The sequence below is a fragment of the Yoonia sp. R78084 genome (assembly GCF_044595625.1).
Classification (GTDB): domain Bacteria; phylum Pseudomonadota; class Alphaproteobacteria; order Rhodobacterales; family Rhodobacteraceae; genus Yoonia.
Genome location: NZ_CP138993.1, coordinates 769,050 through 791,669, shown reverse-complemented (window position 1 = coordinate 791,669; position 22,620 = coordinate 769,050). Strand labels below are relative to the sequence as shown.

General features: G+C 57.1%; 23 protein-coding genes. 17 read left to right on the top strand and 6 right to left on the bottom strand.

What is annotated here, in order from left to right:
* Nucleotides 1-1,089 precede the first annotated feature (1,089 nt).
* Nucleotides 1,090-1,773, bottom strand: a complete 684-nt coding sequence (locus SJY29_RS04145) for a fumarylacetoacetate hydrolase family protein (protein ID WP_400087166.1) — start codon at nucleotides 1,771-1,773, stop codon at nucleotides 1,090-1,092.
* 258 nt (nucleotides 1,774-2,031) lie between these two features.
* Here SJY29_RS04145 and SJY29_RS04140 point away from each other — a divergent pair, with 258 nt between their 5' ends.
* Nucleotides 2,032-2,802: a fumarylacetoacetate hydrolase family protein gene (locus SJY29_RS04140; RefSeq protein WP_400087163.1), complete on the top strand. Its 771-nt coding sequence runs from the start codon at nucleotides 2,032-2,034 to the stop codon at nucleotides 2,800-2,802.
* 38 nt (nucleotides 2,803-2,840) lie between these two features.
* On the opposite strand, the gene SJY29_RS04135 is transcribed toward SJY29_RS04140, so the two are convergent.
* On the bottom strand, nucleotides 2,841-3,278 hold the full coding sequence (locus tag SJY29_RS04135; protein WP_400087160.1) for an EF-hand domain-containing protein: 438 nt from the start codon (nucleotides 3,276-3,278) through the stop codon (nucleotides 2,841-2,843).
* A 107-nt stretch (nucleotides 3,279-3,385) separates the two neighbouring features.
* On the opposite strand from SJY29_RS04135, the gene SJY29_RS04130 reads away from it, so the two are divergent.
* The 7 genes from SJY29_RS04130 (at nucleotide 3,386) to arsB (ending at nucleotide 10,369) form a co-directional block, all read left to right on the top strand.
* Nucleotides 3,386-3,850, top strand: coding sequence for an RrF2 family transcriptional regulator (locus tag SJY29_RS04130; RefSeq protein ID WP_400087157.1), 465 nt, complete (start codon nucleotides 3,386-3,388; stop codon nucleotides 3,848-3,850).
* Nucleotides 3,847-4,518, top strand: coding sequence for a Crp/Fnr family transcriptional regulator (locus SJY29_RS04125; protein WP_400087155.1), 672 nt, complete (start codon nucleotides 3,847-3,849; stop codon nucleotides 4,516-4,518). Before SJY29_RS04130 ends, SJY29_RS04125 begins: the two co-directional genes overlap by 4 nt.
* An 85-nt stretch (nucleotides 4,519-4,603) precedes the next feature.
* Nucleotides 4,604-4,816: a DUF2892 domain-containing protein gene (locus tag SJY29_RS04120; protein ID WP_400087152.1), complete on the top strand. Its 213-nt coding sequence runs from the start codon at nucleotides 4,604-4,606 to the stop codon at nucleotides 4,814-4,816.
* 41 nt (nucleotides 4,817-4,857) lie between these two features.
* On the top strand, nucleotides 4,858-5,739 hold the full coding sequence (locus SJY29_RS04115; protein ID WP_400087149.1) for an MBL fold metallo-hydrolase: 882 nt from the start codon (nucleotides 4,858-4,860) through the stop codon (nucleotides 5,737-5,739).
* A 15-nt stretch (nucleotides 5,740-5,754) separates the two neighbouring features.
* The gene (locus tag SJY29_RS04110; protein WP_400087146.1) at nucleotides 5,755-7,428 is read left to right on the top strand and encodes a TIGR01244 family sulfur transferase; all 1,674 of its coding nucleotides are present in this window, start codon (nucleotides 5,755-5,757) and stop codon (nucleotides 7,426-7,428) included.
* Between the two features lie 57 nt (nucleotides 7,429-7,485).
* Entirely contained in the window at nucleotides 7,486-9,210 is a 1,725-nt protein-coding gene (locus SJY29_RS04105; RefSeq protein WP_400087143.1) for a SulP family inorganic anion transporter, read from the top strand.
* 139 nt (nucleotides 9,211-9,349) lie between these two features.
* Nucleotides 9,350-10,369 carry an ACR3 family arsenite efflux transporter gene (gene arsB, locus SJY29_RS04100; RefSeq protein WP_400087140.1) on the top strand — a complete coding sequence of 340 codons (1,020 nt, stop codon included), beginning with the start codon at nucleotides 9,350-9,352 and terminating at the stop codon, nucleotides 10,367-10,369.
* Nucleotides 10,370-10,393: 24 nt separating this feature from the next.
* Here the strand turns inward: arsB and SJY29_RS04095 are convergent, their stop codons facing one another.
* The gene (locus SJY29_RS04095; RefSeq protein ID WP_400087137.1) at nucleotides 10,394-11,062 is read right to left on the bottom strand and encodes a YjbF family lipoprotein; all 669 of its coding nucleotides are present in this window, start codon (nucleotides 11,060-11,062) and stop codon (nucleotides 10,394-10,396) included.
* Nucleotides 11,059-13,035 carry a YjbH domain-containing protein gene (locus SJY29_RS04090; RefSeq protein ID WP_400087134.1) on the bottom strand — a complete coding sequence of 659 codons (1,977 nt, stop codon included), beginning with the start codon at nucleotides 13,033-13,035 and terminating at the stop codon, nucleotides 11,059-11,061. Before SJY29_RS04090 ends, SJY29_RS04095 begins: the two co-directional genes overlap by 4 nt.
* A 102-nt stretch (nucleotides 13,036-13,137) precedes the next feature.
* On the opposite strand from SJY29_RS04090, the gene SJY29_RS04085 reads away from it, so the two are divergent.
* The 9 genes from SJY29_RS04085 (at nucleotide 13,138) to SJY29_RS04045 (ending at nucleotide 19,796) form a co-directional block, all read left to right on the top strand.
* The gene (locus SJY29_RS04085) at nucleotides 13,138-13,530 is read left to right on the top strand and encodes an STAS domain-containing protein (RefSeq protein WP_400087131.1); all 393 of its coding nucleotides are present in this window, start codon (nucleotides 13,138-13,140) and stop codon (nucleotides 13,528-13,530) included.
* Entirely contained in the window at nucleotides 13,527-13,895 is a 369-nt protein-coding gene (locus tag SJY29_RS04080; protein ID WP_110280152.1) for a response regulator, read from the top strand. The genes SJY29_RS04085 and SJY29_RS04080 overlap by 4 nt, the downstream gene beginning before the upstream one ends.
* Before the next feature lie 3 nt (nucleotides 13,896-13,898).
* Nucleotides 13,899-15,995, top strand: a complete 2,097-nt coding sequence (locus tag SJY29_RS04075) for a chemotaxis protein CheA (protein ID WP_400087127.1) — start codon at nucleotides 13,899-13,901, stop codon at nucleotides 15,993-15,995.
* The gene (locus SJY29_RS04070; RefSeq protein WP_400087124.1) at nucleotides 15,982-16,449 is read left to right on the top strand and encodes a chemotaxis protein CheW; all 468 of its coding nucleotides are present in this window, start codon (nucleotides 15,982-15,984) and stop codon (nucleotides 16,447-16,449) included. Before SJY29_RS04075 ends, SJY29_RS04070 begins: the two co-directional genes overlap by 14 nt.
* Nucleotides 16,446-17,357: a CheR family methyltransferase gene (locus SJY29_RS04065; RefSeq protein ID WP_400087121.1), complete on the top strand. Its 912-nt coding sequence runs from the start codon at nucleotides 16,446-16,448 to the stop codon at nucleotides 17,355-17,357. Before SJY29_RS04070 ends, SJY29_RS04065 begins: the two co-directional genes overlap by 4 nt.
* Nucleotides 17,354-17,740 (top strand): response regulator, encoded by a 387-nt coding sequence (locus SJY29_RS04060; RefSeq protein WP_400087118.1) that lies wholly within the window; start codon nucleotides 17,354-17,356, stop codon nucleotides 17,738-17,740. Before SJY29_RS04065 ends, SJY29_RS04060 begins: the two co-directional genes overlap by 4 nt.
* Nucleotides 17,737-18,120 carry a hypothetical protein gene (locus tag SJY29_RS04055; protein WP_400087115.1) on the top strand — a complete coding sequence of 128 codons (384 nt, stop codon included), beginning with the start codon at nucleotides 17,737-17,739 and terminating at the stop codon, nucleotides 18,118-18,120. The genes SJY29_RS04060 and SJY29_RS04055 overlap by 4 nt, the downstream gene beginning before the upstream one ends.
* Nucleotides 18,121-18,528: 408 nt before the next feature.
* Nucleotides 18,529-19,278 (top strand): CheB methylesterase domain-containing protein, encoded by a 750-nt coding sequence (locus SJY29_RS04050; protein ID WP_400087112.1) that lies wholly within the window; start codon nucleotides 18,529-18,531, stop codon nucleotides 19,276-19,278.
* On the top strand, nucleotides 19,275-19,796 hold the full coding sequence (locus tag SJY29_RS04045) for a chemotaxis protein CheD (protein ID WP_181417177.1): 522 nt from the start codon (nucleotides 19,275-19,277) through the stop codon (nucleotides 19,794-19,796). Before SJY29_RS04050 ends, SJY29_RS04045 begins: the two co-directional genes overlap by 4 nt.
* Nucleotides 19,797-19,798: 2 nt before the next feature.
* Here SJY29_RS04045 and SJY29_RS04040 read toward each other — a convergent pair whose 3' ends face one another.
* Together SJY29_RS04040 and SJY29_RS04035 are read right to left on the bottom strand one after the other, a co-directional pair.
* Nucleotides 19,799-20,683 (bottom strand): NAD(P)-dependent oxidoreductase, encoded by an 885-nt coding sequence (locus SJY29_RS04040; protein ID WP_400087109.1) that lies wholly within the window; start codon nucleotides 20,681-20,683, stop codon nucleotides 19,799-19,801.
* Between the two features lie 38 nt (nucleotides 20,684-20,721).
* Entirely contained in the window at nucleotides 20,722-22,608 is a 1,887-nt protein-coding gene (locus tag SJY29_RS04035; RefSeq protein WP_400087107.1) for an acyl-CoA synthetase, read from the bottom strand.
* Nucleotides 22,609-22,620 lie beyond the last annotated feature (12 nt).

Here is a 22,620-nt window from a genome sequence, read left to right as displayed (position 1 = left end):
TCCCTTGCCCTTCGAGCTTACGAAGCTGCTCTAGGGTCGTCAGCAGTTAGCGTCGTCAGGACTGAAAGAAGAGAAGCGGCATGAGGTCCCAGAGTAGACTTAGGCGGACTTCTTACTTGGGGCTCTGGTTTCCTGAAGGGCTTGTGGCCCTATGCTACTTTTTAGTGCTGCCATCGGGGGCTGAGGGTGCGGACAAACACGGAGAAAAAACAGGGACTACAATCTGTCTTCTCCCAGACTATACGGCGAACCTGCAATAGTGCCCGCGTGAGCAAAAGAGGGGGGCAACGCACCAGAAAGTCGCCTTCGGCTCATTTCTGTTTGCGTCTCCGAGGCCCCCCTTTTTATTCACACCTTCAACTTTCTGCGGAGCCAACTGCAGGGAAGGCTAAATGGTGGAAGTATGCTCTGATTGCTGAAACCGAATGCGAAAACTTGGCGATGATTTACAGCCACGAACAGAGACGAAGGACATTCGCTACGCCCCCTTAGGGGGGCTTCGGTAGCCCCTTAGTCCACAAATTGCTCTTGTCGCGGGTCAATCTGTATCCCACACGCCTTGTAGAGGGGCATTGGTTGACAGAACGACATGTAACGGATGGTCACTTAAGAATAAATTTGATTGGGGACGCACCCGGCAGCGCCCAGAAAACTGCGCCTTCGGCTTGGTTTCTGCGCGATAGCCCCAATCAAAAGTTCGCCATCCGATCCCTGTCGCGGGCTTTCGTCGAAGATCTAGCAGAGCACCCGTAGGACAAAATGTAGGACATTATGTGCCTATTGACCTCCTGAGTCCCTGTTTGTTAGCCTTGCTTTGCTGAGAACATCAACGGCGAAAGTGCCTGTAACGGGAGCTGATCGAGGGACATCCCTCCGCCCCTGGGCACCATTTTTAGCCTTCACCGAACGCTGCACTTCTTGGATTGCTTGCGCGGAAAGCCGCAGACAGGCTTGTCCTGCGCTGGCAATCGCTACGCCCCACATAGGGTTCCAGATGTGGCCGTTTTCACCCCATCACGTTTGCGCTTGTACGCCAAAAAATGCGCGAATTATCTCCGAACAGCGCCCATTGGGTCATGCGTATCAGATCTAGACGACCTTCACTGACAGGTCGTCCAACCCCGCGATCGTGACCACCATGGTGTCGCCCTTTTCAACCGGACCGACGCCGGCAGGCGTGCCTGACATGATCACGTCACCTGCCGCGAGTGCAAAGTAGTCTGACAGATAGGAAATCATTTCCGGGACTTTCCAGATCATCTGGTTCAGATCACCGGTCTGGCGGATCTCACCGTTCACGGCCAATGCGATTGTCCCGTGATCAAGATGGCCCACATCCGCGACTGGCTGTAATGGACCCACAGGCGCAGAGCGTTCAAAGGCTTTGCCAATCTCCCAAGGGCGCCCCATCTTCTTGGCAATGCCCTGCAGATCGCGCCGCGTCATATCGAGCGCGGGTGCATAGCCCCAGACATGCCCAAGCGCGTCTCCAACCGCGATATTGGTGCCACCTGATTTGAGCGCGACCAGCAATTCGACCTCGTGGTGCACGTCGTTCGTCTGGCTTGGGTAAGGAAACGTCCCGCTTGCATCAAGATTGTCGGGGTTCTTTTGAAAAAAGAATGGTGGATCACGATCGGGATCATGGCCCATTTCAACGGCATGGGCTGCGTAGTTGCGCCCGATGCAATAGACACGGCGGACAGGAAAGGCCCCACCACCCGCGACAGGAATGGTGACAACGGGCGGGCTTGGGATAACAAAGTCGGTCACTTATTGCTCCAGATTGTTTGCGGGCCTGCGGTGTGATTGAGCCGCACATATATCGCTTAATCCTGCGCTATTTTGCCTGCGATGGAAATAGAACACCGCGCGGCAGCTGTGCATATCACGTGGTCCGGCTGCGCGCAGGCGAGAACCTGACAACCTCCTGGAATGCATCGCCGTCTCAAGGCGCACGCGACGGGGCTTTATCCTTGACCAAAGACCTGCCAGATTGCGCAGGTACAGGTGTATAGGGGAGGCTTCGCGATGAAATGGGCACGTGGAAAAACGGGTGACGGCACGGAACTTACAGGCGTGATCATGGATGACATGCTGCATCCGCGTGTGGCACTTGGATCGGAGCAGAGTGCAGGCGACCCGATCCCGCTGGCTGATGTCAGTTTGCTGGCGCCGGTAACCCCGGGCAAATTCATCGGGCTTTGGAACAACTTCAAGGCCGCCGCTGAAAAGGGCGGGATGGCACACCCCGCGCATCCTTTGTATTTCTTCAAGGCTGATACGTCTCTGACCGGTCCGGGCGGCACAGTCGTTCTGCCGACGTCCGCAGGCCGCGTTCTGTTCGAAGGGGAACTCGGGATTGTGATCGGCAAGACGTGCAAAGACGTCAGCATCGCAGACGCCGAAGACGCGATTTTGGGCTATACCTGCATCAATGACTTTACCTCGCTCGACATTCTGAACGCGGATCCGTCTTTTCCGCAGTGGACCCGCGCCAAGAGCTTTGACGGGTTCGGCGTGGTTGGCCCCGTGATCGAGACCGACATCGACTGGCGCGACTTGACGATCAAGGTACTCGTCGATGGCCGTGAGCGGCAGTCCTATCCGGCGGCTGATATGATCCTGCCGCCTGCGCAAATTGTCAGCGCCCTATCACAAGATATGACGCTCAACTCCGGTGATGTGATTGCCTGCGGCACTTCAATCGGTGCGCGCCCCGTGAAACCCGGCATGGTGGTCGAAGTCGTGATCGAAGGGATCGGCACCGTCGGTGTGACGACCAGCGCCCCGGCGGACTAAGGGCACCCCTGCCCCGCCGAGGATGCCAGCGCGTGAATTCAGCTGCCTTGTGGTCCAAAATCACCCGCGGTGATTTCACCGTCACCGTCACGATCGACTTGCGCGACCCAGGCGGCGGATTGGGAGATGAATTCTTCCATTGAGACCGCGCCGTCTTGATTGGTGTCATTGAATGCAAGCGTCAGGCCAACCTGCATGCGGTCACCGCCTTTGCCGTGCCCGCCTGCATTCATTTCCATATCCGCAGCGCGTGTTTCGTCAAACATGACGTATTCCTCCGCGTCCAGCATGCCGTTCTGGTCATTGTCGAACATGTTGAACACCATCTCACGACGTTCGGTGATTTCCGCGACACTCACAGCGCCGCTTGCATCGAGATCCCAATTAGCAATGAAATGCGATCCGGGCGTTTCTTGGGCCAGAACGGCGCAGGGGGCGAGAGCAGCCACTGCGGCGATAGCGAGCAAGTGTTTCATGTCTTTTCCTATATTTGAAATAGTGGTTTATGGACAGGCGATAGCTCAAACTATTTACAAATGCAATACTTTGAATGTATGTTTTGTCTACGGCAACAGGATGCACCATGAAACTGACCAGTTATACGAACTACGCGCTGCGCTCTCTCCAGCTTGCAGCACTGAAAGCGCCCGACCTTGTGCGCGTCGATGATGTTGCCAAAATTCACGGGCTTTCGCGTCCGCATATTATGAAGGTCGTGCATGAGCTGGGCAAAGCGGACTATCTGGAAACCGTGCGCGGACGCGGCGGCGGCTTTCGTCTCTCCCGCCCGCCGGAAGAGATGATCGTCGGCGATATAGTGCGGATTACGGAAGGCCCGCTTGATGTCGTGGAATGCTTCAATCCCGAAAAGAATACCTGCCCGCTGATGGGCATCTGCGTATTGTCCCGCAAAATGCAGGAGGCCACTGCGGCCTTTATGGCTGTGCTTGACGATCTGACAATCGCGGATATTTCCGCAAACCGCGGCCAACTGATGGAGCGGATCGCCCCGCTGGAAACACCCAGAACTGCGGCGACAGCCCGATGACCGATACACAGGAATGGGTCGAACGGTTCCCCGGGCTTTCGCGGCTGGAACCCCATATCAAACAACTTTTGTTGTCGCGCAGCGCAATCATTGAGGTGCCCAGCGGTGTCACACTCTTTGGGCCCGGAAACTCGCCCGAGAATATGCTGTTCTTGTTGGACGGAACCGTCAGGGTCCAGCAGGTATCGGATACGGGGCATGAAATTGTGCTCTATCGCATCCATGCCGGCGAAAGTTGCGTTCTGACAACCGCCTGCCTGCTGGCTTATGAGAACTACGCGGCCGAAGGGATATCGGAAACTGCCGTGCAAGCTGCTGCCGTTCCGCGCGAAGTCTTCGATGATCTTGTGGCCCAGTCCAAATCGTTTCGGGATTTTGTCTTCGCGGCATTTTCCAAACGCATCACAGACCTGTTTTTGATGATCGACGAAGTTGCCTTTCAGCGGATCGACGTCCGGCTTGCAGATAAATTGCTCAAACTCTGTGACGGGCAGGATGTCGTCGCAACAACACACCAGAAGCTTTCGGTCGAATTGGGGACGGCACGCGAAGTCATCTCGCGCCAGCTTCAGGAATTCCAGCGCCGCGGCTGGATCGAGCAGGCGCGCGGCAGCGTGACGATCCTTGACCGCGCGCACCTCGAAAGACTGGCCGACCATTCCGCGTAACTGATTTGCGCGCTTGGTGACAATATCACCGAAGTCTGCGTCGCTAAGGTCTATGAAGAATATATCTTTCATAGGAGACAGCAAAATGACTAAGAATATTGGCACTATTGACCGTATTTTCCGCCTTGTGCTTGGCATCGTCCTGCTTGCCGCACCGTTCGTCAGCGGCATGGCCGTGTTTCAGTCCAGCACCGCAACGATCATTTCCGTTGTTGTTGGCCTTGTAATGCTGGGCACTTCAACACTGAAGTTCTGCCCGCTTTACCGCATCTTTGGCATCCAGACCTGCAAGATCTGATTGCGCCGCACAGGCACGCCTCATCAAAACAAGGAACGCACATGACCTATCCCGTCGATATGTCCATTACACCCGAGGTGTCCGCCCATTTTGATGAGGCGACAAACACCATCACCTATATGGTCAAAGACCCTAACAGCGATCATTGCGCCATCATCGATAGCGTGATGGACATCGACTATGCTGCAGGCCGGATCACCTATGATGCGGCTGACGCGCTGATCAAGGAAATCACGGACCGCGGACTGGTCCTTGATTGGATCATCGAAACGCACGTCCATGCGGATCACCTGAGCGCGGCACCTTACCTTCAGCAAAAGCTGGGGGGCAAAATCGGTGTCGGCGAAAAGATCATGGTCGTCCAGGAAACCTTTGGGAAAGTCTTTAACGAGGGAACGGAGTTCCAGCGGGACGGGTCGCAGTTTGATGAGCTATTCAAGGATGGCGACACCTATATGATCGGCACCATGCCTGCCTTTGCGATGTACACGCCGGGACATACGCCCGCCTGTATGGTGCATGTTGTCGGCGACGCAGCCTTCGCAGGCGATACGTTGTTCATGCCCGACGGTGGCTCGGCCCGCGCCGATTTCCCCGGGGGGGATGCAGGCGTGCTTTATGACAGTATCCAGAAGGTTCTGTCCCTGCCTGACGAAATGCGCCTCTTTATGTGCCACGACTACGGCCCCAACGGCCGGGCAATCGAGTGGGAGACCACCGTGGCAGAGCAGAAAGCCAACAACATCCACGTAGGCGGCGGCAAGACGCGCGATGAATTCATCAAGTTCCGCACCGCACGTGATGCCCAACTGGCCATGCCAAAGCTGATCATCCCGTCGCTGCAAGTGAACATGCGCGCCGGAGAGATTCCTGCCGATCAAGACGGCAACCCGATGCTGAAAGTACCGATCAACGCCCTTTGATCAGAGAGAGTTATTATGGATATCAAGCCACTGACCGCCGGTCTATGTGTTAGCCCACAGATTTTGCCCGACGATATGCAAGCCATCAAAGACACGGGTTTTCGCGCCATTATCTGCAACCGCCCCGACGGTGAAGGCGCCGATCAGCCGACGTTCGAAGAAATTGCGACTGCGGCCAAGAAAGCAGGCCTTGAGGCGACCTATCTGCCGATTGTCGCCGGCAAGGTGACGGACGAAGACGCAAGCGCATTCGGCAAGGCACTGACCGAATTGCCCGGTCCGGTGCTGGCCTATTGTCGCACTGGCACGCGCTCGGCGACCCTGTGGTCGCTTGCGCAGGCGGGCCAGCGCAGCCTTGCTGATATCCTCGCGGCGACCAAGGCCGCAGGCTATGACATGGCGGGCGTCGTGCGCCGGATCGTCAACGGGGGCAAGACGCCCACCGACACCGGCGACGCCACTTACGAAGTCGTCATCGTCGGTGCGGGCGCCGGTGGTATTGCGGCGGCAGCCAGCCTGAAAGCCCGTAAACCCGGCCTTGAAATCGCGATCATTGATCCGGCCGATATCCACTATTACCAGCCGGGCTGGACAATGGTGGGCGGTGGCGTATTTGACGCCGAAGAGACCGCGCGCACGATGGCGTCGCTGATCCCCAAGGGCGTACACTGGATCAAATCGGCCGTTGCCGCCTTCGAGCCAGAGAACAATGCGGTCATCCTCGACGGGTGCCGTGTCGTGAAATACACCCGCCTGATTGTCTGCCCCGGTATCAAGCTGGACTGGAACAAGATCGAAGGTCTGGTTCAGACGCTGGGCCAGAACGGGGTGACCTCGAACTATCGCTATGACCTTGCGCCTTACACGTGGGAACTGGTGAACGGCATGAAAGAGGGCCGCGCGATTTTCACGCAGCCCCCCATGCCCATCAAATGCGCCGGCGCGCCGCAAAAGGCGATGTATCTGTCAGGTGACGCGTGGCTGCGCCGCGGTGTCCTGAAAAACATTGATATCCAGTTCAACAACGCAGGCGGTGTGCTTTTCGGTGTCAAGGAATATGTCCCTGCCCTGATGGAGTACGTCAAGAAATACGACGCGCATCTGAATTTCTTCCATAACCTTGTTGCGGTCGACGGTCCTGCCAAAAAGGCATGGTTTGACGTGGCCAAGCCAGACACGCCGGTGGAACGGGTCGAGATGGACTTTGACATGATACATGTCTGCCCGCCACAGACCGCACCCGATTTCATCCGCGTTTCGCCACTGGCAGATGCGGCGGGCTGGGTTGATGTCGATCAATCCACTTTGCGCCACAAGACCTATGATAATATCTGGTCCTTGGGCGATGTGATGAACGCACCCAACGCCAAAACGATGGCAGCGGCACGTATTCAAGCCCCTGTTGTGGTCGAAAATATGGTGGCTGACATGGCGGGGAGATCTCCGGTGGCGCAATATAACGGCTACGGGTCCTGCCCGCTGACGGTCGAGCGCGGCAAGATCGTTCTGGCCGAGTTCGGCTATGGCGGGAAACTGTTGCCCAGCTTCCCCAAAGCGATCATTGACGGCACAAAGCCATCCCGTGCGGCATGGTTCCTGAAAGAAAAACTGCTGCCGCCGATCTATTGGAAAGGCATGCTCAAGGGTCGCGAATGGATGGCCAAGCCTGAAAAAGTGACCGTGAAATAGACAACAACGACCCCCGTACCATCCGATGCGGGGGCACCCGAACCGCCAGAGAAGACCATGAAAACCGATATGACGCGCTACCTGCCCATACTGACTTGGGGCCGGACGTATAACCGCACTGCCCTGTCCAACGATCTTGTTGCCGCGTTGATCGTGACAATCATGCTGATCCCGCAATCGCTGGCTTATGCGTTGCTTGCGGGGCTGCCGGCCGAGGCCGGCCTTTATGCGTCGATCGTGCCGATCATGCTTTATGCGGTCTTTGGCACCAGCCGCGCGCTGGCGGTCGGACCTGTGGCCGTTGTTTCCCTGATGACGGCTGCTGCACTTAGCAATATCGTTGAACAAGGCACGATGGGCTACGCTGTTGCCGCCTTGTCGCTTGCCGCGCTTTCGGGCGCGATCCTTTTAGCGATGGGGCTGTTCCGCCTCGGTTTCATCGCGAATTTCCTGTCCCACCCGGTGATTGCGGGCTTTATCACCGCATCAGGCATCATCATCGCGGCAAGCCAGCTCAAGCACATTCTCGGGATCAGTGCGGAAGGCCATAACCTTCTGGAACTGGTCGTCTCGCTGACAGAACATCTGGGCGAGACCAACTTGATCACGGCGATCATCGGCATCCTTGCCACAGGCTTCCTGTTCTGGGTGCGCAAGGGTCTGAAACCTTTGCTCAAGCGGTTTGGCCTGTCAGACAGTCTGACCAGTGTCTTTGTCAAAACCGGCCCCGTGTTTGTTGTTGTCGCGACGACGGCAGCGGTCTGGGGCCTTGGGCTGGCGGACAGAGGTGTCAGCATCGTAGGTGAGGTTCCGCAAAGCCTGCCACCCCTGACGCTGCCGTCTTTCTCGCCGGACCTGTTGTGGCAGCTTCTGCTGCCGGCCTTCCTGATCTCGATCATCGGCTTTGTGGAATCGATTTCCGTCGCACAAACCCTTGCCGCCAAGAAACGCCAGCGTATTGATCCCGATCAGGAATTGATCGGTCTTGGTGCGGCCAATATCGGTGCCTCACTGACAGGTGGTTTTCCCGTCACAGGCGGATTTTCACGCTCTGTCGTGAACTTTGATGCGGGTGCCGAAACCCCCGCTGCCGGTGCCTTTACCGCAATCGGTCTGGCCATTGCCGCGCTTGCCCTTACGCCATTGATCTATTTTCTGCCCAAGGCAACCTTGGCTGCCACAATCATTGTGGCCGTGCTCAGTCTGGTGGATTTCTCGATCCTCAAACGTAGCTGGAACTACTCAAAGGCCGATTTTGCCGCGGTTCTGGCAACAATCCTGCTCACCCTCACGCTGGGTGTCGAGGCAGGTGTCTCCGCCGGCGTCGGGCTGTCGATCCTGCTGCATCTTTATAAGTCGTCGAAGCCGCATATCGCGGAGGTCGGTCAGGTGCCCGGCACCGAGCACTTCCGCAATATCCTGCGCCATGACGTGATCACCGACCCGTCCATCGTCACCCTGCGTGTGGATGAAAGCCTCTATTTTGCCAACGCCCGCTACCTTGAAGACAAAATCCAGAGCCGCGTCGCGAAAGACAAAGATATCCGTCATGTGATCCTGCAATGTGCAGCAATCAACGAGATTGATCTCAGCGCGCTTGAATCGCTTGAAGCTATCAATGAAAGGCTGAAAGAGATGGATGTGAAGCTGCATCTGTCCGAGGTCAAAGGCCCCGTGATGGACCGCTTGAAGCGGGAACATTTCCTGTCGGAAATGACCGGTCAGGTGTTCCTGTCCCAGTTTGAAGCCACCAAGGCCCTGCGTCCGGCATTGGCCACCTGATCAACCTGATCCATCCGGCACGGACCGCGCGGCTGGTCAAACCCGTTGCTTGACGCGCGTACCTGTGCAAATCAGACAAAGGTGTTTGACGCATAACCGTCAAGCTAGGCGCGTCAGGAACTGAAAGAGCGGCAGTATCATGGGCTTGTTCGAGCGATATCTTTCCATCTGGATCGGGTTGGCGATGGTGGCGGGCATTGCCCTCGGCAGTGTCGCACCCGGCCTCGTCAATCTTGTTGCGGCGGCCGAGTTTGCCAGCGTCAACCTTGTCGTTGCTGTTCTGATCTGGGCGATGGTCTATCCGATGATGGTCGGGGTTGATCCGGCCAGTCTGAAAGATGTGCTCAAGCAGCCCAAAGGCCTTGCTATCACGCTGGTGGTCAACTGGCTGATCAAACCGTTTTCAATGGCGGCCTTGGGTGTACTCTTTTTTGAGGTCGTCTTTGCCGATCTCATCGCACCAGAAGATGCGCAGCAATATCTGGCGGGTCTGATCTTGCTGGGTGCAGCACCCTGCACGGCGATGGTCTTTGTCTGGTCGCAACTGACCAAAGGCGACGAAAGCTATACGCTCTTGCAGGTCTCGGTCAACGATGTGGTGATGGTTTTTGCCTTCGCGCCTATCGTGGCCTTCCTGCTGGGTGTCACGGACATCATCGTGCCGTGGGAAACGCTTGTTTTATCGGTCGTCCTGTTTGTCGCTCTGCCGCTCGCCGCGGGTCTTTACACAAGGGCGCGGCTCGGTTCTGCGGCACGGATCGCGGCGTTTCAGGCACGCGTCAAACCTTGGTCAGTGATCGGATTGATCGTAACCGTTGTGATCCTCTTTGGCCTGCAAGGACAGGTTATTCTTGACCGCCCGCAGGTGATCGCGCTGATCGCGGTGCCGATCCTGCTGCAATCCTATGGCATTTTTGCGCTAGCCTATGCGGCGGCCTTTGCTTTGCGGGTGCCACACCGTATCGCGGCACCCTGCGCCCTGATCGGCACGTCGAACTTTTTCGAACTGGCCGTGGCGGTGGCGATCAGCCTGTTCGGGCTCGACTCGGGGGCGGCCTTGGCCACCGTCGTGGGGGTTCTGGTCGAAGTGCCTGTAATGCTGTCGCTGGTAGCCTTCGCCAACCGGACACGCGGCAGGTTCAGCGACAGATCGGCATAGCGCGGGCGACAACCGGCGGATCTATCATGCGTCCGGGTCGAATTGCTCGATCACATCCACCTGAATGTTGGTTTGCACGGGGCCTGTCCACTGGCTCGTGCGCCAGATGCGGCCCGTCCCGGCATCAAGATAATGGACGTTGTTGAAATTCTCTCCGGACTGCGTCGTGCAGATCTCGACAACTTCCACGACCTGCCGTGTGGCCTCGGCCACCTCGATGGCAAGGCTGCGCCCCACCTGATTGCGGCAGGTCGCTGTGATCTGCGCAAATTCCGTGCCACGCTGCGCGATGTAATAGGTGCGTGTCACCTCGGCAGGCCATGCCCCCGCGCGCGTCTCTCGCACAAGCGGATCATCACTCTGTGTCGTCACCGCCTGCAAGTTGGTGCCTAACCCAAGGGTGGCATAGACCAACCCGCCCTCAAGCGTGATGCCACGGTTATCGTTCGCGTTATAAATGATCCGCCCGTCACGCATCTGGATCGCCACCCCGACCGACCCCAACCCGATTGTCGGACTTAACACCAGCACAGCCGCAAGATCGGCCTCTTCGATGGCGGCGCGATTGACACCTGGCACCCGCATTTCGACCTCGGGGTTGGGGTTCAGGATTGCATCACGCATCTGCCCCAAAGTTCCGATACAGCCCGAAAGCGAAGCAATCAGACCTGCGCAAACAACACCTTTGATCAATTCCAGAACTCCCCAAAGCCGTCTTCGATGCGTCTTTTGTCCGACGCGCGCAGTTCATCATAAAGCAGTCCGGTGCCGGACACGCGCGACCCAAAATCACCCGATTGGCCGCCCACAAACAGATTGGTCGCCCCGACACCGCCCTCAACCGACGTCCAGGACAACGGAATAGAGACCTCGGCGCCGAATTTCAGCGGTGCTGTTTCCTCTTCGCTCCATGTCGTCGATGCGGCGATCCGCCAACCGTTGCGGTAGTTGCGGCCAATGGTCAGGCCTACCGCGAAATCATCCGCCAGATGCTGGCCCGCGTCGAGGATGACGAAATTGCCGTTTGTGCCGACATTGGCATAAATGCTGCCAATCAGCGTCGAGGCATCCGCGTCTTCAAACCCGAACCAGCCTTCATAGGCGCGTTTTTGCACGTAGGTTGCCTCAAGCCCCAAGGCAAAGTTCTGTTCAGGGTCACGCCAGAGCACTTCACCGCTCACACCGCCATAGGCACGTTCAAAAAGCCCTGCAGAAACGCGGCTGTAAAGCTCTGGCGCGATCCGGAAACGGTGCCGGACCGACAGCGATTGCAGATAGACGATATCAGGTGCGTAGGACGTAAAGTCGGACCGCGGCTGTGGTTCGGCGGGCGGGTCTTCCTGCGTCCATTGGTTCAGGAAGCGGTAGCCAACGGATGCCGCCGCAAAGGTTTGCGGTGAAAACGTATAGCGGGCGTTTGCGTTCAGCGTGCCGGTCAGCTCCAGCGTGTCCGAGGTAATAAAATCGGCGCGGAACGATGGCGCAATTCCATAGGTGAGGCGCGGCTCAAAACGATCCGTGATCAGTCCCTCGGGCCGATTGCGCGGGCTTGCCTCAAACGACGTCGCGTCCCACGCCAGTTCTGCGGCATTGGGCGCACCAACCGCACGATCAAGCCCTGCCCGATCCAGCACCACGACATTGCTGTCAAAGGCGCCTGTGTTCTGTGTCACACGGAATGTCGTGATGTTTGCAGGTGCGACTGCCGAAAGGATACGCGCAACCCGGCCGACTGTGCGCGCAAAGACAACATCCTTGTCGGAAGAGGCCGTCACATCAATCGTGTCGCCTTCCATCACAAAGCGGCTGATACGGATATCTTCTTTCTCGGCGCGCTCGCTCAAAAGCGCCAAAACCTGCGCGGCGGTCGGTTGGGGCTGGCTGGCGCGCGCGGGCGTGTTCGGCACGTAAGGGTGCGGACCCCGACCCATGTTTTCCTGCGCCAGTGACTGCGCGGGATTTGCTGCAAACTGCAATCGCAGGCCCGCGTTGCCTTGGTTGTTGACCAAGCCGGTGACGGTCAGCCCATCCAGAACCTCGTAAGACAGGCTGGCGGCGAAGGTCTCATCGGCCTCTGCACCTTTAATGCCACTGTATTCAGCCGCCGCCACAATGCCGGCCACACCCGTATCCCAGACGATATTCGCGAAAGGCGCAGCATCGCCCTCAAACAGGTGATCCGTCCGGATGACCCCGTCATCCGTGCCGCGATCTTCCGGCACAGCCAGCGCGTAACGCCCCCACCCCATGCCGACAGAGGCCGCAAACGCGCCAAAGGTCTTGCTGGCAAGCACATATTCGCCCGACCCGCGATCATCGCTGCCAAAACCCACGATCCCGACCGTCAGACCGGGCGTGTAGGTGCCCTCTTTCAAGAGCCGCACCCCAAAGCTCAGCTCGTTCCCGCTCGAACTGCCTGCATCGTCATCATAGGTCGGAAAACTGATCCCGATCTCCAGCCAATCGCTCGGCTGCAGCCCGAGAGACAACGCGCGGTAATCTTCGCGAAAATCAAAAAGAATAACGAAATCATCGGCAACGCCACTGGGCGCGCGGGGGGTATCAATGGCTTGCGACAGTCCGCCGATGCCTTCTGCCGCAGCGCCTGCGGCAAGCAGGGATGACAAAACCAACGAAAGGGCGATCCCGTGGGGTTTATGGCTCATGTGGTTCTTTCAACCCTTCGGTAACTGATCCGCAACATTCAGGGCAACCTAGCCAAGGACCGAGGGCAATGTCGAGCCATTTGCCCGGATTGCGCGGAGGGCATGAAAAATATTGTCCCGCATTTACGTGAAATTAAGCCAGCCACCGTCATACGCATTCTGGGCAACAACCGCGACTTTGGCACTTTGAAAAGGAGTAGTCCCAGAATGACTGACGACACGGCAAGTTTTGAACTTCCCAAGATCATGAAGGTTGAGGATTGTGAAACATTGCATGGGTTTCTGGCCAGCGCCCAAAGCAAGCACATCGCGTTTGATTGTTCATCCGTGGAAAGACTAAGTGGTTTATCGGTGCAAATGCTGGTGATGGCGGCAAGCGTGTGGCGCAGCCAGTCGCTTGACGTTACGTTCACCGGGCCTTCGGATGGCTTTGTACAAAGTGTCGGCTTACTCGGTCTGAATGATCTTCTTTTGCCACCACAGGTGGCCGCATGACCGCGCATATCCTTGCTATTGACGATTCGCGCACAATCCGTGCGCTGCTGACCGCGACGCTGGAGAAAGCGGGCTTTGCCGTGACCACGGCCGTAGACGGGGTGGACGGGGTTGAAAAATTCCAGAGTGCCAATGCCGATCTGGTGATTACCGATGTGAATATGCCGAACAAGGACGGCTTTGGTGTGATTGAAGATATCCGCCAGGGGGTCGTGAACCGCGCAGTTCCTGTCCTTGTTCTGACAACAGAAAGCGGGGCCGCTCTCAAAGAGCGTGCGCGCAAGGCTGGGGCCACAGGTTGGATTGTAAAACCTTTCGACGATGATGCGCTGGTCTCCGTCATCAAGCGGCTGACAGGGACCTGAACCATGACAGATAGTGCAATTCTTGACGCCTTTTTCGAGGAATGTGAGGACCTTTTGGTCGCTTTGTCGGACGGCCTGGAAGACATGCGCGAGGGCAAGGCGGACAGCGAAACCGTGAATGCCGTGTTCCGCTCCGTCCACTCGATCAAAGGTGCGGCTGGTGCCTTCTCGCTCGAAGATCTGGTGAGCTTTGCACATATATTTGAGACGGTTCTGGATGAGGTGCGCGCTGGCAAGCTGAGCACTGATGATGCGCTCTTGCGGGTGCTGCAACGCGCCGGTGACATCCTTGCCGATCTGGTGGATGCCGCCCGTGACGGGCTTCCGGCCGATGCCGAGCAGGTGGATCCGGTGGTAAAGGAGCTGCAGTCTTTCTTGGGCGAAGACGGTCTGGTCGAAGAGGAATTCGTGTTCGAAGCCCTCACCTTGGGCTTTGATAATACCCCGATCGCGGCGACGTATCAGGTGCAATTCCGGCCCGGTCGCGAATTTTATGCCACGGGCAACGATCCGGCGCTGATGATTGCAGCCTTGCAGGATTTGGGCCGCTGCACGGTACGCATCCTTGGCGGGGATCTGCCACAGGATTTTGCCGATTTCCAATGGGACGAAGGCTATCTGACCTGGCAGATTGATGTGATGGATCAGCAAAGCGACCTGGCCATCAGAGAGGTCTTTCAATTCGTTGACGACCTCTGTGATCTGAATATCGCCGAGCAATTTGATGATGAAACGGACGCCTTGGTGCAAGAAGTGGCCCCTGTGAGCGTCCCCGCGCCCGACGCCGAACAGCCCGCACCGGACCTCACGCAAGTGCCTGTCGCAGCCAGCGCCGATGTCGAGGACTCTCCGGTGAAGGCCAACAAACCTGCCAAGCGCCCGGCAAGCACCCTGCGCGTTGATCCCGAGCGCGTTGACCGGTTGATCAATGCAGTCGGTGAGTTGATTATCAATCAATCCGTGATTTCACAGCGGATCGACGAAGCGGGTCTGCCCAATAGTGCCGAACTGCACGGCGATCTTGACGACTACAAACTTCTGGCCCGCGAAATCCAGGAAGGGGTCATGGCCATCCGAGCCCAGCCTGTCAAACCGCTGTTTCAGCGGATGTTGCGCATCGCACGCGAAGCGGCAGATGCCACCGGCAAAGAGGTCAACCTCGTGACGGAGGGCGATGCAACCGAGGTCGACAAGATTGTCGTCGAGCGGCTGGCAGATCCGCTGACCCACATGATCCGCAATGCGATTGATCACGGTATTGAGAAGCCGCAAGACCGGATCAGTACGGGAAAACCCGCAACCGGAACGCTGCGCCTGACAGCCAGCCAGCGTTCCGGCAGTATCGTGATCGAAATTATTGATGACGGGGCAGGCCTCAACCGCAAGCGCATCAAAGAGATTGCAATTAACAAGGGGCTGATATCCGCGGACATGCAGCTGACCGAGCAGGAGATTGACCACCTTTTGTTTGCGCCTGGGTTTTCCACGGCTGCCGAGGTGACCAATCTATCAGGTCGCGGGGTTGGCATGGATGTGGTCAAGACAGCGATTACAGCCTTGGGCGGCCGTATTGCAATCAGCAGCATCACCGGCCAGGGGACCACATTCTCGATCACCCTACCACTTACACTCGCCGTCATGGACGGGATGATCATCAATGTGGGCGGCCAGACAATGGTGGTGCCAATTTCCAGCATCCTCGAAACCATCCGCCCCACCAAAGCCGATCTTTCGCGGATTGGCCTGCATAGCCAATTGCTCCGCATTCGGGGCGACTACGTTCCGATTATTGATCTGGCAGAACGGCTTGGGGTGCGACCGTCATCAGAGACCATGACTGATCGGGTTCTCTTGCTCATACAGACGGAATCCGTGACGCAATGTGCGCTGGCTGTCGATGATATTTTCGACCAGCGACAGGTTGTCGTGAAGAGCATGCAAGGCAGCTACGGAGAAATCGCTGGCATTTCGGGGGCCACGATCCTGGGCGATGGCAAGATTGCCCTGATTATTGATCCCGACGCAATTGCCGCAGCCCCGACCACTGAACTGAAGTTGCAAATCCAAGCCCAAAGAGAGGTCGCACATGCAGCAACATGAAGATCCCAAAGCCGCGAAACAGATAGAGTTTGTGACATTGGTTGCGGGGGGGCAAAGCTTCTGTATCGAAATCACGCAAATTCGCGAAATCCGGCGTTGGACACCCGTCACCCTGCTGCCGCATTCACCACCCTATGTTCTTGGTGTGATCAATTTGCGTGGTGCCGTCATTCCCATTTTGGACCTTGCCGCCAAGCTAGGCTTTCAGGCAATCGAGCCAACCGAACGCCATGTGATCATCATCATTTCGGTCGAAGAACGCATCGTCGGGCTTCTGGTGGAATCTGTCTCTGAAATCTTGGGGATCAGTTCCGACATGGTGCGCGAAACGCCCCGCACAGAAGAAGATGAATCCACCCGCGCGATCAACGGGATCATACCGACAGGGGACGACATGATCAAAATCCTTAGTCTAGAGGCACTCTTGCCCGCAAAGCTGGCGACGGCCGCATGATGGCGCACCTCCAGTCCTCTCCTGTAGAAACGTCGCATGAGTTCACATTTTCGGATCATGATTTTCAGATGATTTCTGAACTCGCGAACGCGCGCTACGGTCTTTTCTTGCAACCATCCAAGAAGGCGCTTGTTCACTCCCGCCTTGCAAAGCGCTTGCGGGCGCTCAATCTCGCCAGTTTTGAGGACTATTGCAGTCTGCTCAATAAAACAGAGGGCGATGCGGAGCGCCCGCATTTGCTATCGGCACTGACCACGAATGTGACGCATTTTTTCCGCGAGATTCATCACTTTGATTTTGTCAAAGATGTCTTGATGCCGCAGTTGATCGAAAAATTGCAGGCAGGCAATCCTGTGCGGCTTTGGTCTTCGGCCTGTTCAACCGGACAAGAGGCATATTCTCTTGCCGCGACACTTGTTGCCGCCACTTCTAAACTTTCCCAATATGATATCAAAATCCTTGCCACAGATATTGATCCACAGGTGGTGCAGACCGCCAAGCGCGCGGTCTATCCAACCGAGCAGATCGCGACGATCCCCCCCTTTTGGCGCGACCTGTTGACTGGCTCCACGCGACCGCAATCCGGTGAGTTCCGGATTGACCCAAACCTGCAAAGGCTCGTCTCATTTGGCGAACTCAATTTGGTCGCAGACTGGCCGATGAAGGGCAGATTCGACGTCATTTTTTGCCGAAACGCGGCCATATATTTCGATAAAGCCACGCAAGCACGCCTTTGGGGACGTTTCGCAGATGTGATGGTTGAAGGGGGGCATCTTATGATCGGTCACTCCGAGCGACTGAGCGGCCCTGCACAATCAGCATTCAAGAGCGTCGGTATCACAACCTACCAAAAACTGGCAGGGCCGCCCGCCCCTACGGGCACTAAGGACAAAGGAGACAGAAATTGAGCCTGAAAGACTCCTTGCGGGTAATGATCGTTGACGACATGGGCGTCAGCCGCGGCCTTCTGGTACAAGCGATCGAAGAGATGGGTATCTGGAAAAGCCAGGCCGAGAACGACGGGCGCGCAGCCCTTCAAAAACTGATCGCAGATCCAGTGCACTTGGTCCTCTCTGACTACAATATGCCAGGCATGGACGGGCTGCAGCTTTTGCAGGCACTGCGCCAAAACAGATCAACAGCGCGGATCGGATTCATTCTGGTGACAGGCAATCCGACGCCCGATCTTGTTAGCAAGGGTAAAGCGCTTGGCTTGAACAACATCATAAAGAAACCGTTCACCACGGCGACTATGAAGCAATGTATTGAGAGCGTGGTGGGGCGATTATGAGCATCTTACCGCGTGATTGCCGGAATGCTGAGATCCCACTCCGCGAGGTCTTGCAGAGAACGGGGATCGGTCTGACGCAGTTGAGCGAGAAAATCCTTGATCTGGAGCACGCAATCTGGGGAGCGCAAACCGCGCTTGACGCCCCCCTGGAGCACGGCAACGCATTGCAGACACTCGATTTATTGAAACAGGCAACAGATGATCTGGCGGGTCTACTCGACCGATTGGGAAATGCTGTCCCACATTCCCTCGGAGTAAGCGAGATTGATGTGATTGCCCCTATGAAACTCGAGGCGTTGCGCCGGATTGTAAGCTCCAGCTGCAATGTACTGCAAACCTCCGACCAAGGCACGCAACAAGTGGAGGTGGAATTATTCTGATGACTTCGCATTTGCGCCGAACCCGCTCTTTCAAGGACTGTCAGCGTTCGTCTCTTCGCATCCAGTACCAAACGAGACGTTTACACCACCCTGCATCCAGCTATTCACGATGCGCTCAAGGCAACCTGACCTAACCCGTCGAAACGACGACCGATAATCTATTCCGGACCACAAATGAAATTTCTGATTACACATCAATCTCAGCTTTCCCTAGCACGTGTCCGGCGTGCGATAACTGCTGTGCTTCCGCAAGCGCAGCTACTGACGGCCACATCTCTGACCGACGCATATAATTTGTCAGAACACCATGAACCGCACTGCGTCCTGATCTCCGAAACGCTCGCCAACCTTCCTGAATGCGAGCTTCTCTTTTCACTTCTTGGCATCCTCAAACTTACCTGTGTCGTCTTGACTGAAGGAAAAACCGGAGCTGATGTTCATTCCCTTCCCCCCGCGACGCCAAAAGTACCGGAAACGGAACTGGAATTGCACATCGGCCAGATCGTGCAGGCAGCAGGCCGAACCGTTCCCGCAACAAAGCTTGACCCGAAAAGAGAAGGCAGCGTCGCCGACTATGATCCCGACAAGCTTATCCTTATCGGGGCGTCCACCGGCGGGATTGATGCGTTAATCACAATCGCCCAGCATTTTGCAGAGGACTGCCCGCCAGTTCTGATTGTACAGCACACCGGGGGCAGCTTTGCCAGAAGCCTGATCCGTCTGTTGAATGGTGCATGCCGTGCCACGGTAACGCCTGCCGAGGAAGGGGCCGCCGCCAGAACGGGGCATATCTATCTGGCCCCTGATGATCGATACCACCTCACGCTTGCCCAGCGCAGGAGACCGTATATTCATCTACAGTCCAGCGGTTTGATATCCGGGCATCGGCCTTCGATTGACGCGCTATTTATGTCGGCCGTGCCGATGGCCGCGAATGTCACTGCCGCCCTTCTCACAGGGATGGGCAAAGATGGTGCTGCGGGACTGACCGAATTGCGCAGGGCCGGCGCGCAGACGATCGGACAAGACCAGCATACCAGCGTTGTCTACGGGATGCCGCGCGTCGCCATGGAGATGGGTGGCGTGGGTCAGCAACTCCCGCTCGGTGCAATCGGGCCGGCACTGCTGGCGGCATCTACGACAAAGGTGCGCGCATGAATTCCACGCAAAAGCTGATCACGATCATTCAGGGCGATTATGCTGTCTCAAGCGATCCGACTGTTGTGATGTCAACGGTGCTGGGGTCCTGTGTCGCGGTTTGTCTCTATGACGCACGGGCGGGTGTGGGTGGCATGAACCACTTTCTGTTGGCCGGAACGGGTGCTGCGCGCGGGGCTGATCTGCGCTACGGTGTCAATGCGATGGAGCTCTTGATCAATGAAATGCTCCGTGCCGGTGCAGACCGTCATAAGCTTGCAGCGAAACTCTTTGGTGGCGCGCGCATGACGGAGCATTCCCGCGACATCGGTCAATCCAATGCGCGGTTTGCGTCTGATTTCCTGACACAAGAGGGAATCCCCTGCCTGTCCCAGAGCCTTGGCGGTGATCAGGCGCGCCGCGTGCAGTTTACACCGACCACCGGTGCCGCACGCCAGTTGCAAATTGCAGGTGTCACGCCCGAGATCATTCCCGAAAAGCCGGCGGCACCGCCTCCGCCGGACATTACGCTCTTCTAGTCTCAGACAGATTTTTCATCGATCGCCTGAAGGCGCTTGAGCAAGGATGACGTGTCCCAACGCCCCCCACCGAGTTTTTGCACGTCTTTGTAAAACTGGTCGACCAGCGCTGTCACCGGCAGGCTCGCCCCGTTTTCGTCAGCAGCATCAAGGCAGATCCCCAGATCCTTGCGCATCCAATCCACCGCGAACCCGTGATCCCACTTATCGCCCAGCATTGTTTGATAGCGGTTCGACATCTGCCAGCTGCCTGCGGCACCCTGGCTGATGACCTCAACGACGGCTTCACCATCAAGGCCTGCTTTTTGCGCAAAATGAAGCGCCTCGGACAAACCCTGCACCAGCCCTGCAATCGCGATCTGGTTGCACATTTTGGTCATTTGCCCGGCACCGCTATCGCCAATGCGACGGCAGAGCTTGGCATAGGCAGCGATGACGGCCTCAGCGCGGGCATAGCTCTCTTCCGCGCCGCCACACATGACCGAAAGCGCGCCGTTTTCTGCCCCTGCCTGTCCGCCCGATACGGGTGCATCGACAAAGGCGATGCCTTTATCTGCCGCCAGATCATGCAACTCGCGCGTGACAGCGGCAGAAACTGTCGTGTGATCGACAAATATTGATCCTGCCGGCATCGCCGCAAAGGCCCCGTCCTCGCCCAAACATACCGAGCGCAGGTCATCATCGTTGCCCACGCAGGCCATGACCAAAGCGGCCCCTTCTGCTGCCCCGCGCGGCGTTTCAGCCATTGCGCCACCGTGCTGTGCCATCCATTTTTCTGCCTTGGCCGTTGTGCGGTTATATACCGTCACATCGTGACCCGCCGCCTGAAGGTGGCCAGCCATAGGATACCCCATGACCCCAAGGCCCAAAAACGCAAGTTTCGTCATCACAGTTGTCCTTATATTTCGTGTGCTTTGGGCAATACTTAGCCCACCAGCTCCCAAGGTATAGTGTAAGCGTTCAGTGCTTTGCCGATTTCTGCGTCCGACGCATTGCCGGTCTTGACGATATGGGCAACCAAGCCGCGCTTTTTATCTTCGCTGACGTCATGGACCTCCGCACCAACATCTTTCAACGCTGCATTGAAGACGCGGGTGATCGCCAATCTGCGCAGATCCGGCTTAAAGATTTTCCCAACCGCCGTTTTGGGCAACTCATCCAGTATTCCCAGATACTTGGGATGCGCTGCACGTTCATGCACATGTTCCTTGGCATAGGCCATCAGTTCTTCTTCCGTCACCTCTGCCCCATCGACAAGTTCGACATAAACGCAAGGCACTTCACCTGCGTGTTCATCGGGCTGACCAATGGCACCGGCAAAGGCCACGGCCTCATGCCCTGCCAGGGCTTCTTCGATCTCGGCGGGGTCGATGTTGTGACCCCCACGGATGATCAGGTCTTTGGCGCGCCCCGTGATCCACAGATAGCCATCGCTGTCAAACCGTCCCAAATCACCTGTCCGCAGATATTGCTGGTCGGATTTTTCACCGGGATAGAAGAGGTTCTTGTTCTTGTCGGCATCCGTATAGGTCTGGCCGTCAAAGACACCGGGGTTGGAAACGCAGATTTCGCCGATTTCATCCACGTCGCGGATTTCGCCATCGGCGGGATTGACGATTTTGATGTCCGTGTAGGGGAAAGGCAAACCGATGGAGCCGACGCGCTTTTCACCAGCTGGTGGATTGATCGAGACAAGACATGTTGCCTCGGTCAGCCCGTAGCCTTCGCAGATCGTGACACCTGCGGCCTTTTCAAAGCGGCGGTAAAGTTCGAGCGGTAGCGGCGCCGAGCCGCAAAAGGCCAGACGCAGTGTGGAAATATCCGCGTCGACCTTGCGCTGCATCAGTGCGGACATGGCCGTGGGCACGGTGATCATGAAGGTCACTTTGTGCCTTTCGATCAGCTTCCAGAAGTTATCGAACACGCCCTCACCACGATACCCCTGCGGCGTCGGGAATACGATATGTGCCCCCGACCCCAGCGAAGCGCCCAAGGACACGATGGTTGCAAAAACATGGAACAACGGAAGCGGGCAGATTTGTACGTCCTCCTCGGTGAAGAGCAAACGATCCCCGAGCCATGCGTTGTAGATGATACCGGAGTAACGGTGCTGCACGACCTTGGGCATGCCCGTCGTGCCGCCGGTGTGGAAATAGGCGGCGACCCTGTCAACCTTGCTGTCCTCGAAGTTCAGCGTTTTGGGCAGTTTGTTCATCTCGGCGTTGAAATCAAGTACCGTGGCTTTGTGGGCCACCGGGTTCTTGGGCCGGATCAGCGGCACGATCAGACGTTTCAATCCTGTCAGATAACGGTGCAGATCGACTTCCAGCACATGGGTGACATTGGGTGCTAACCGCACGGCCTCGGCGGCCTTTTGCGCAACATCCGTTTTCGGAAAGGCCTTGAGGGTGACAAGCACTTTGGCCTTGGTTTCACGCAGGATGGCCGCGATTTGTTCCGCGTCAAGCAGCGGGTTGATCGGGTTCACGATCCCCGCCACCTGCCCGCCCAGATATGTCAGAACGGTCTCGGTGGCATTGGGCATCAGGTAGGCCACGACATCATCTTCGCCGACACCCAGACTGCGGAACATGTTGGCGGCTTGTGCCGTCTTGTCGCGCAGGGTGTTCCAGTCAAGCGTTTCGCATTTCGCATCGGGGTCAGAGAACAGGCTGAAGGTGACGGCCTTTCTTGAACCATGTTTTGCGGCAGTCCGGTTGAGCAGTTCAAAGGTGGATGTGGCCTTATCGCGGGCCTCCCACGGCTTTTCGTTTTCGATGGCGTCCCGATCAGCGACAGTTGCAAAAGCCATGTCGTCTCCTCC

Bases quoted from the DNA above. Each gene is read 5' to 3' on its own strand.
- SJY29_RS04045 (WP_181417177.1), top strand. From the start codon at position 19,275: ATGAATTCCACGCAAAAGCTGATCACGATCATTCAGGGCGATTATGCT.
- SJY29_RS04070 (WP_400087124.1), top strand. From the start codon at position 15,982: ATGCAGCAACATGAAGATCCCAAAGCCGCGAAACAGATAGAGTTTGTG.
- SJY29_RS04040 (WP_400087109.1), bottom strand. From the start codon at position 20,683: ATGACGAAACTTGCGTTTTTGGGCCTTGGGGTCATGGGGTATCCTATG.
- SJY29_RS04080 (WP_110280152.1), top strand. From the start codon at position 13,527: ATGACCGCGCATATCCTTGCTATTGACGATTCGCGCACAATCCGTGCG.
- SJY29_RS04130 (WP_400087157.1), top strand. From the start codon at position 3,386: ATGAAACTGACCAGTTATACGAACTACGCGCTGCGCTCTCTCCAGCTT.
- SJY29_RS04035 (WP_400087107.1), bottom strand. From the start codon at position 22,608: ATGGCTTTTGCAACTGTCGCTGATCGGGACGCCATCGAAAACGAAAAG.
- SJY29_RS04120 (WP_400087152.1), top strand. From the start codon at position 4,604: ATGACTAAGAATATTGGCACTATTGACCGTATTTTCCGCCTTGTGCTT.
- SJY29_RS04125 (WP_400087155.1), top strand. From the start codon at position 3,847: ATGACCGATACACAGGAATGGGTCGAACGGTTCCCCGGGCTTTCGCGG.
- SJY29_RS04115 (WP_400087149.1), top strand. From the start codon at position 4,858: ATGACCTATCCCGTCGATATGTCCATTACACCCGAGGTGTCCGCCCAT.
- arsB (WP_400087140.1), top strand. From the start codon at position 9,350: ATGGGCTTGTTCGAGCGATATCTTTCCATCTGGATCGGGTTGGCGATG.
- SJY29_RS04085 (WP_400087131.1), top strand. From the start codon at position 13,138: ATGAAAAATATTGTCCCGCATTTACGTGAAATTAAGCCAGCCACCGTC.
- SJY29_RS04135 (WP_400087160.1), bottom strand. From the start codon at position 3,278: ATGAAACACTTGCTCGCTATCGCCGCAGTGGCTGCTCTCGCCCCCTGC.
- SJY29_RS04075 (WP_400087127.1), top strand. From the start codon at position 13,899: ATGACAGATAGTGCAATTCTTGACGCCTTTTTCGAGGAATGTGAGGAC.
- SJY29_RS04055 (WP_400087115.1), top strand. From the start codon at position 17,737: ATGAGCATCTTACCGCGTGATTGCCGGAATGCTGAGATCCCACTCCGC.
- SJY29_RS04090 (WP_400087134.1), bottom strand. From the start codon at position 13,035: ATGAGCCATAAACCCCACGGGATCGCCCTTTCGTTGGTTTTGTCATCC.
- SJY29_RS04105 (WP_400087143.1), top strand. From the start codon at position 7,486: ATGAAAACCGATATGACGCGCTACCTGCCCATACTGACTTGGGGCCGG.
- SJY29_RS04140 (WP_400087163.1), top strand. From the start codon at position 2,032: ATGAAATGGGCACGTGGAAAAACGGGTGACGGCACGGAACTTACAGGC.
- SJY29_RS04110 (WP_400087146.1), top strand. From the start codon at position 5,755: ATGGATATCAAGCCACTGACCGCCGGTCTATGTGTTAGCCCACAGATT.
- SJY29_RS04065 (WP_400087121.1), top strand. From the start codon at position 16,446: ATGATGGCGCACCTCCAGTCCTCTCCTGTAGAAACGTCGCATGAGTTC.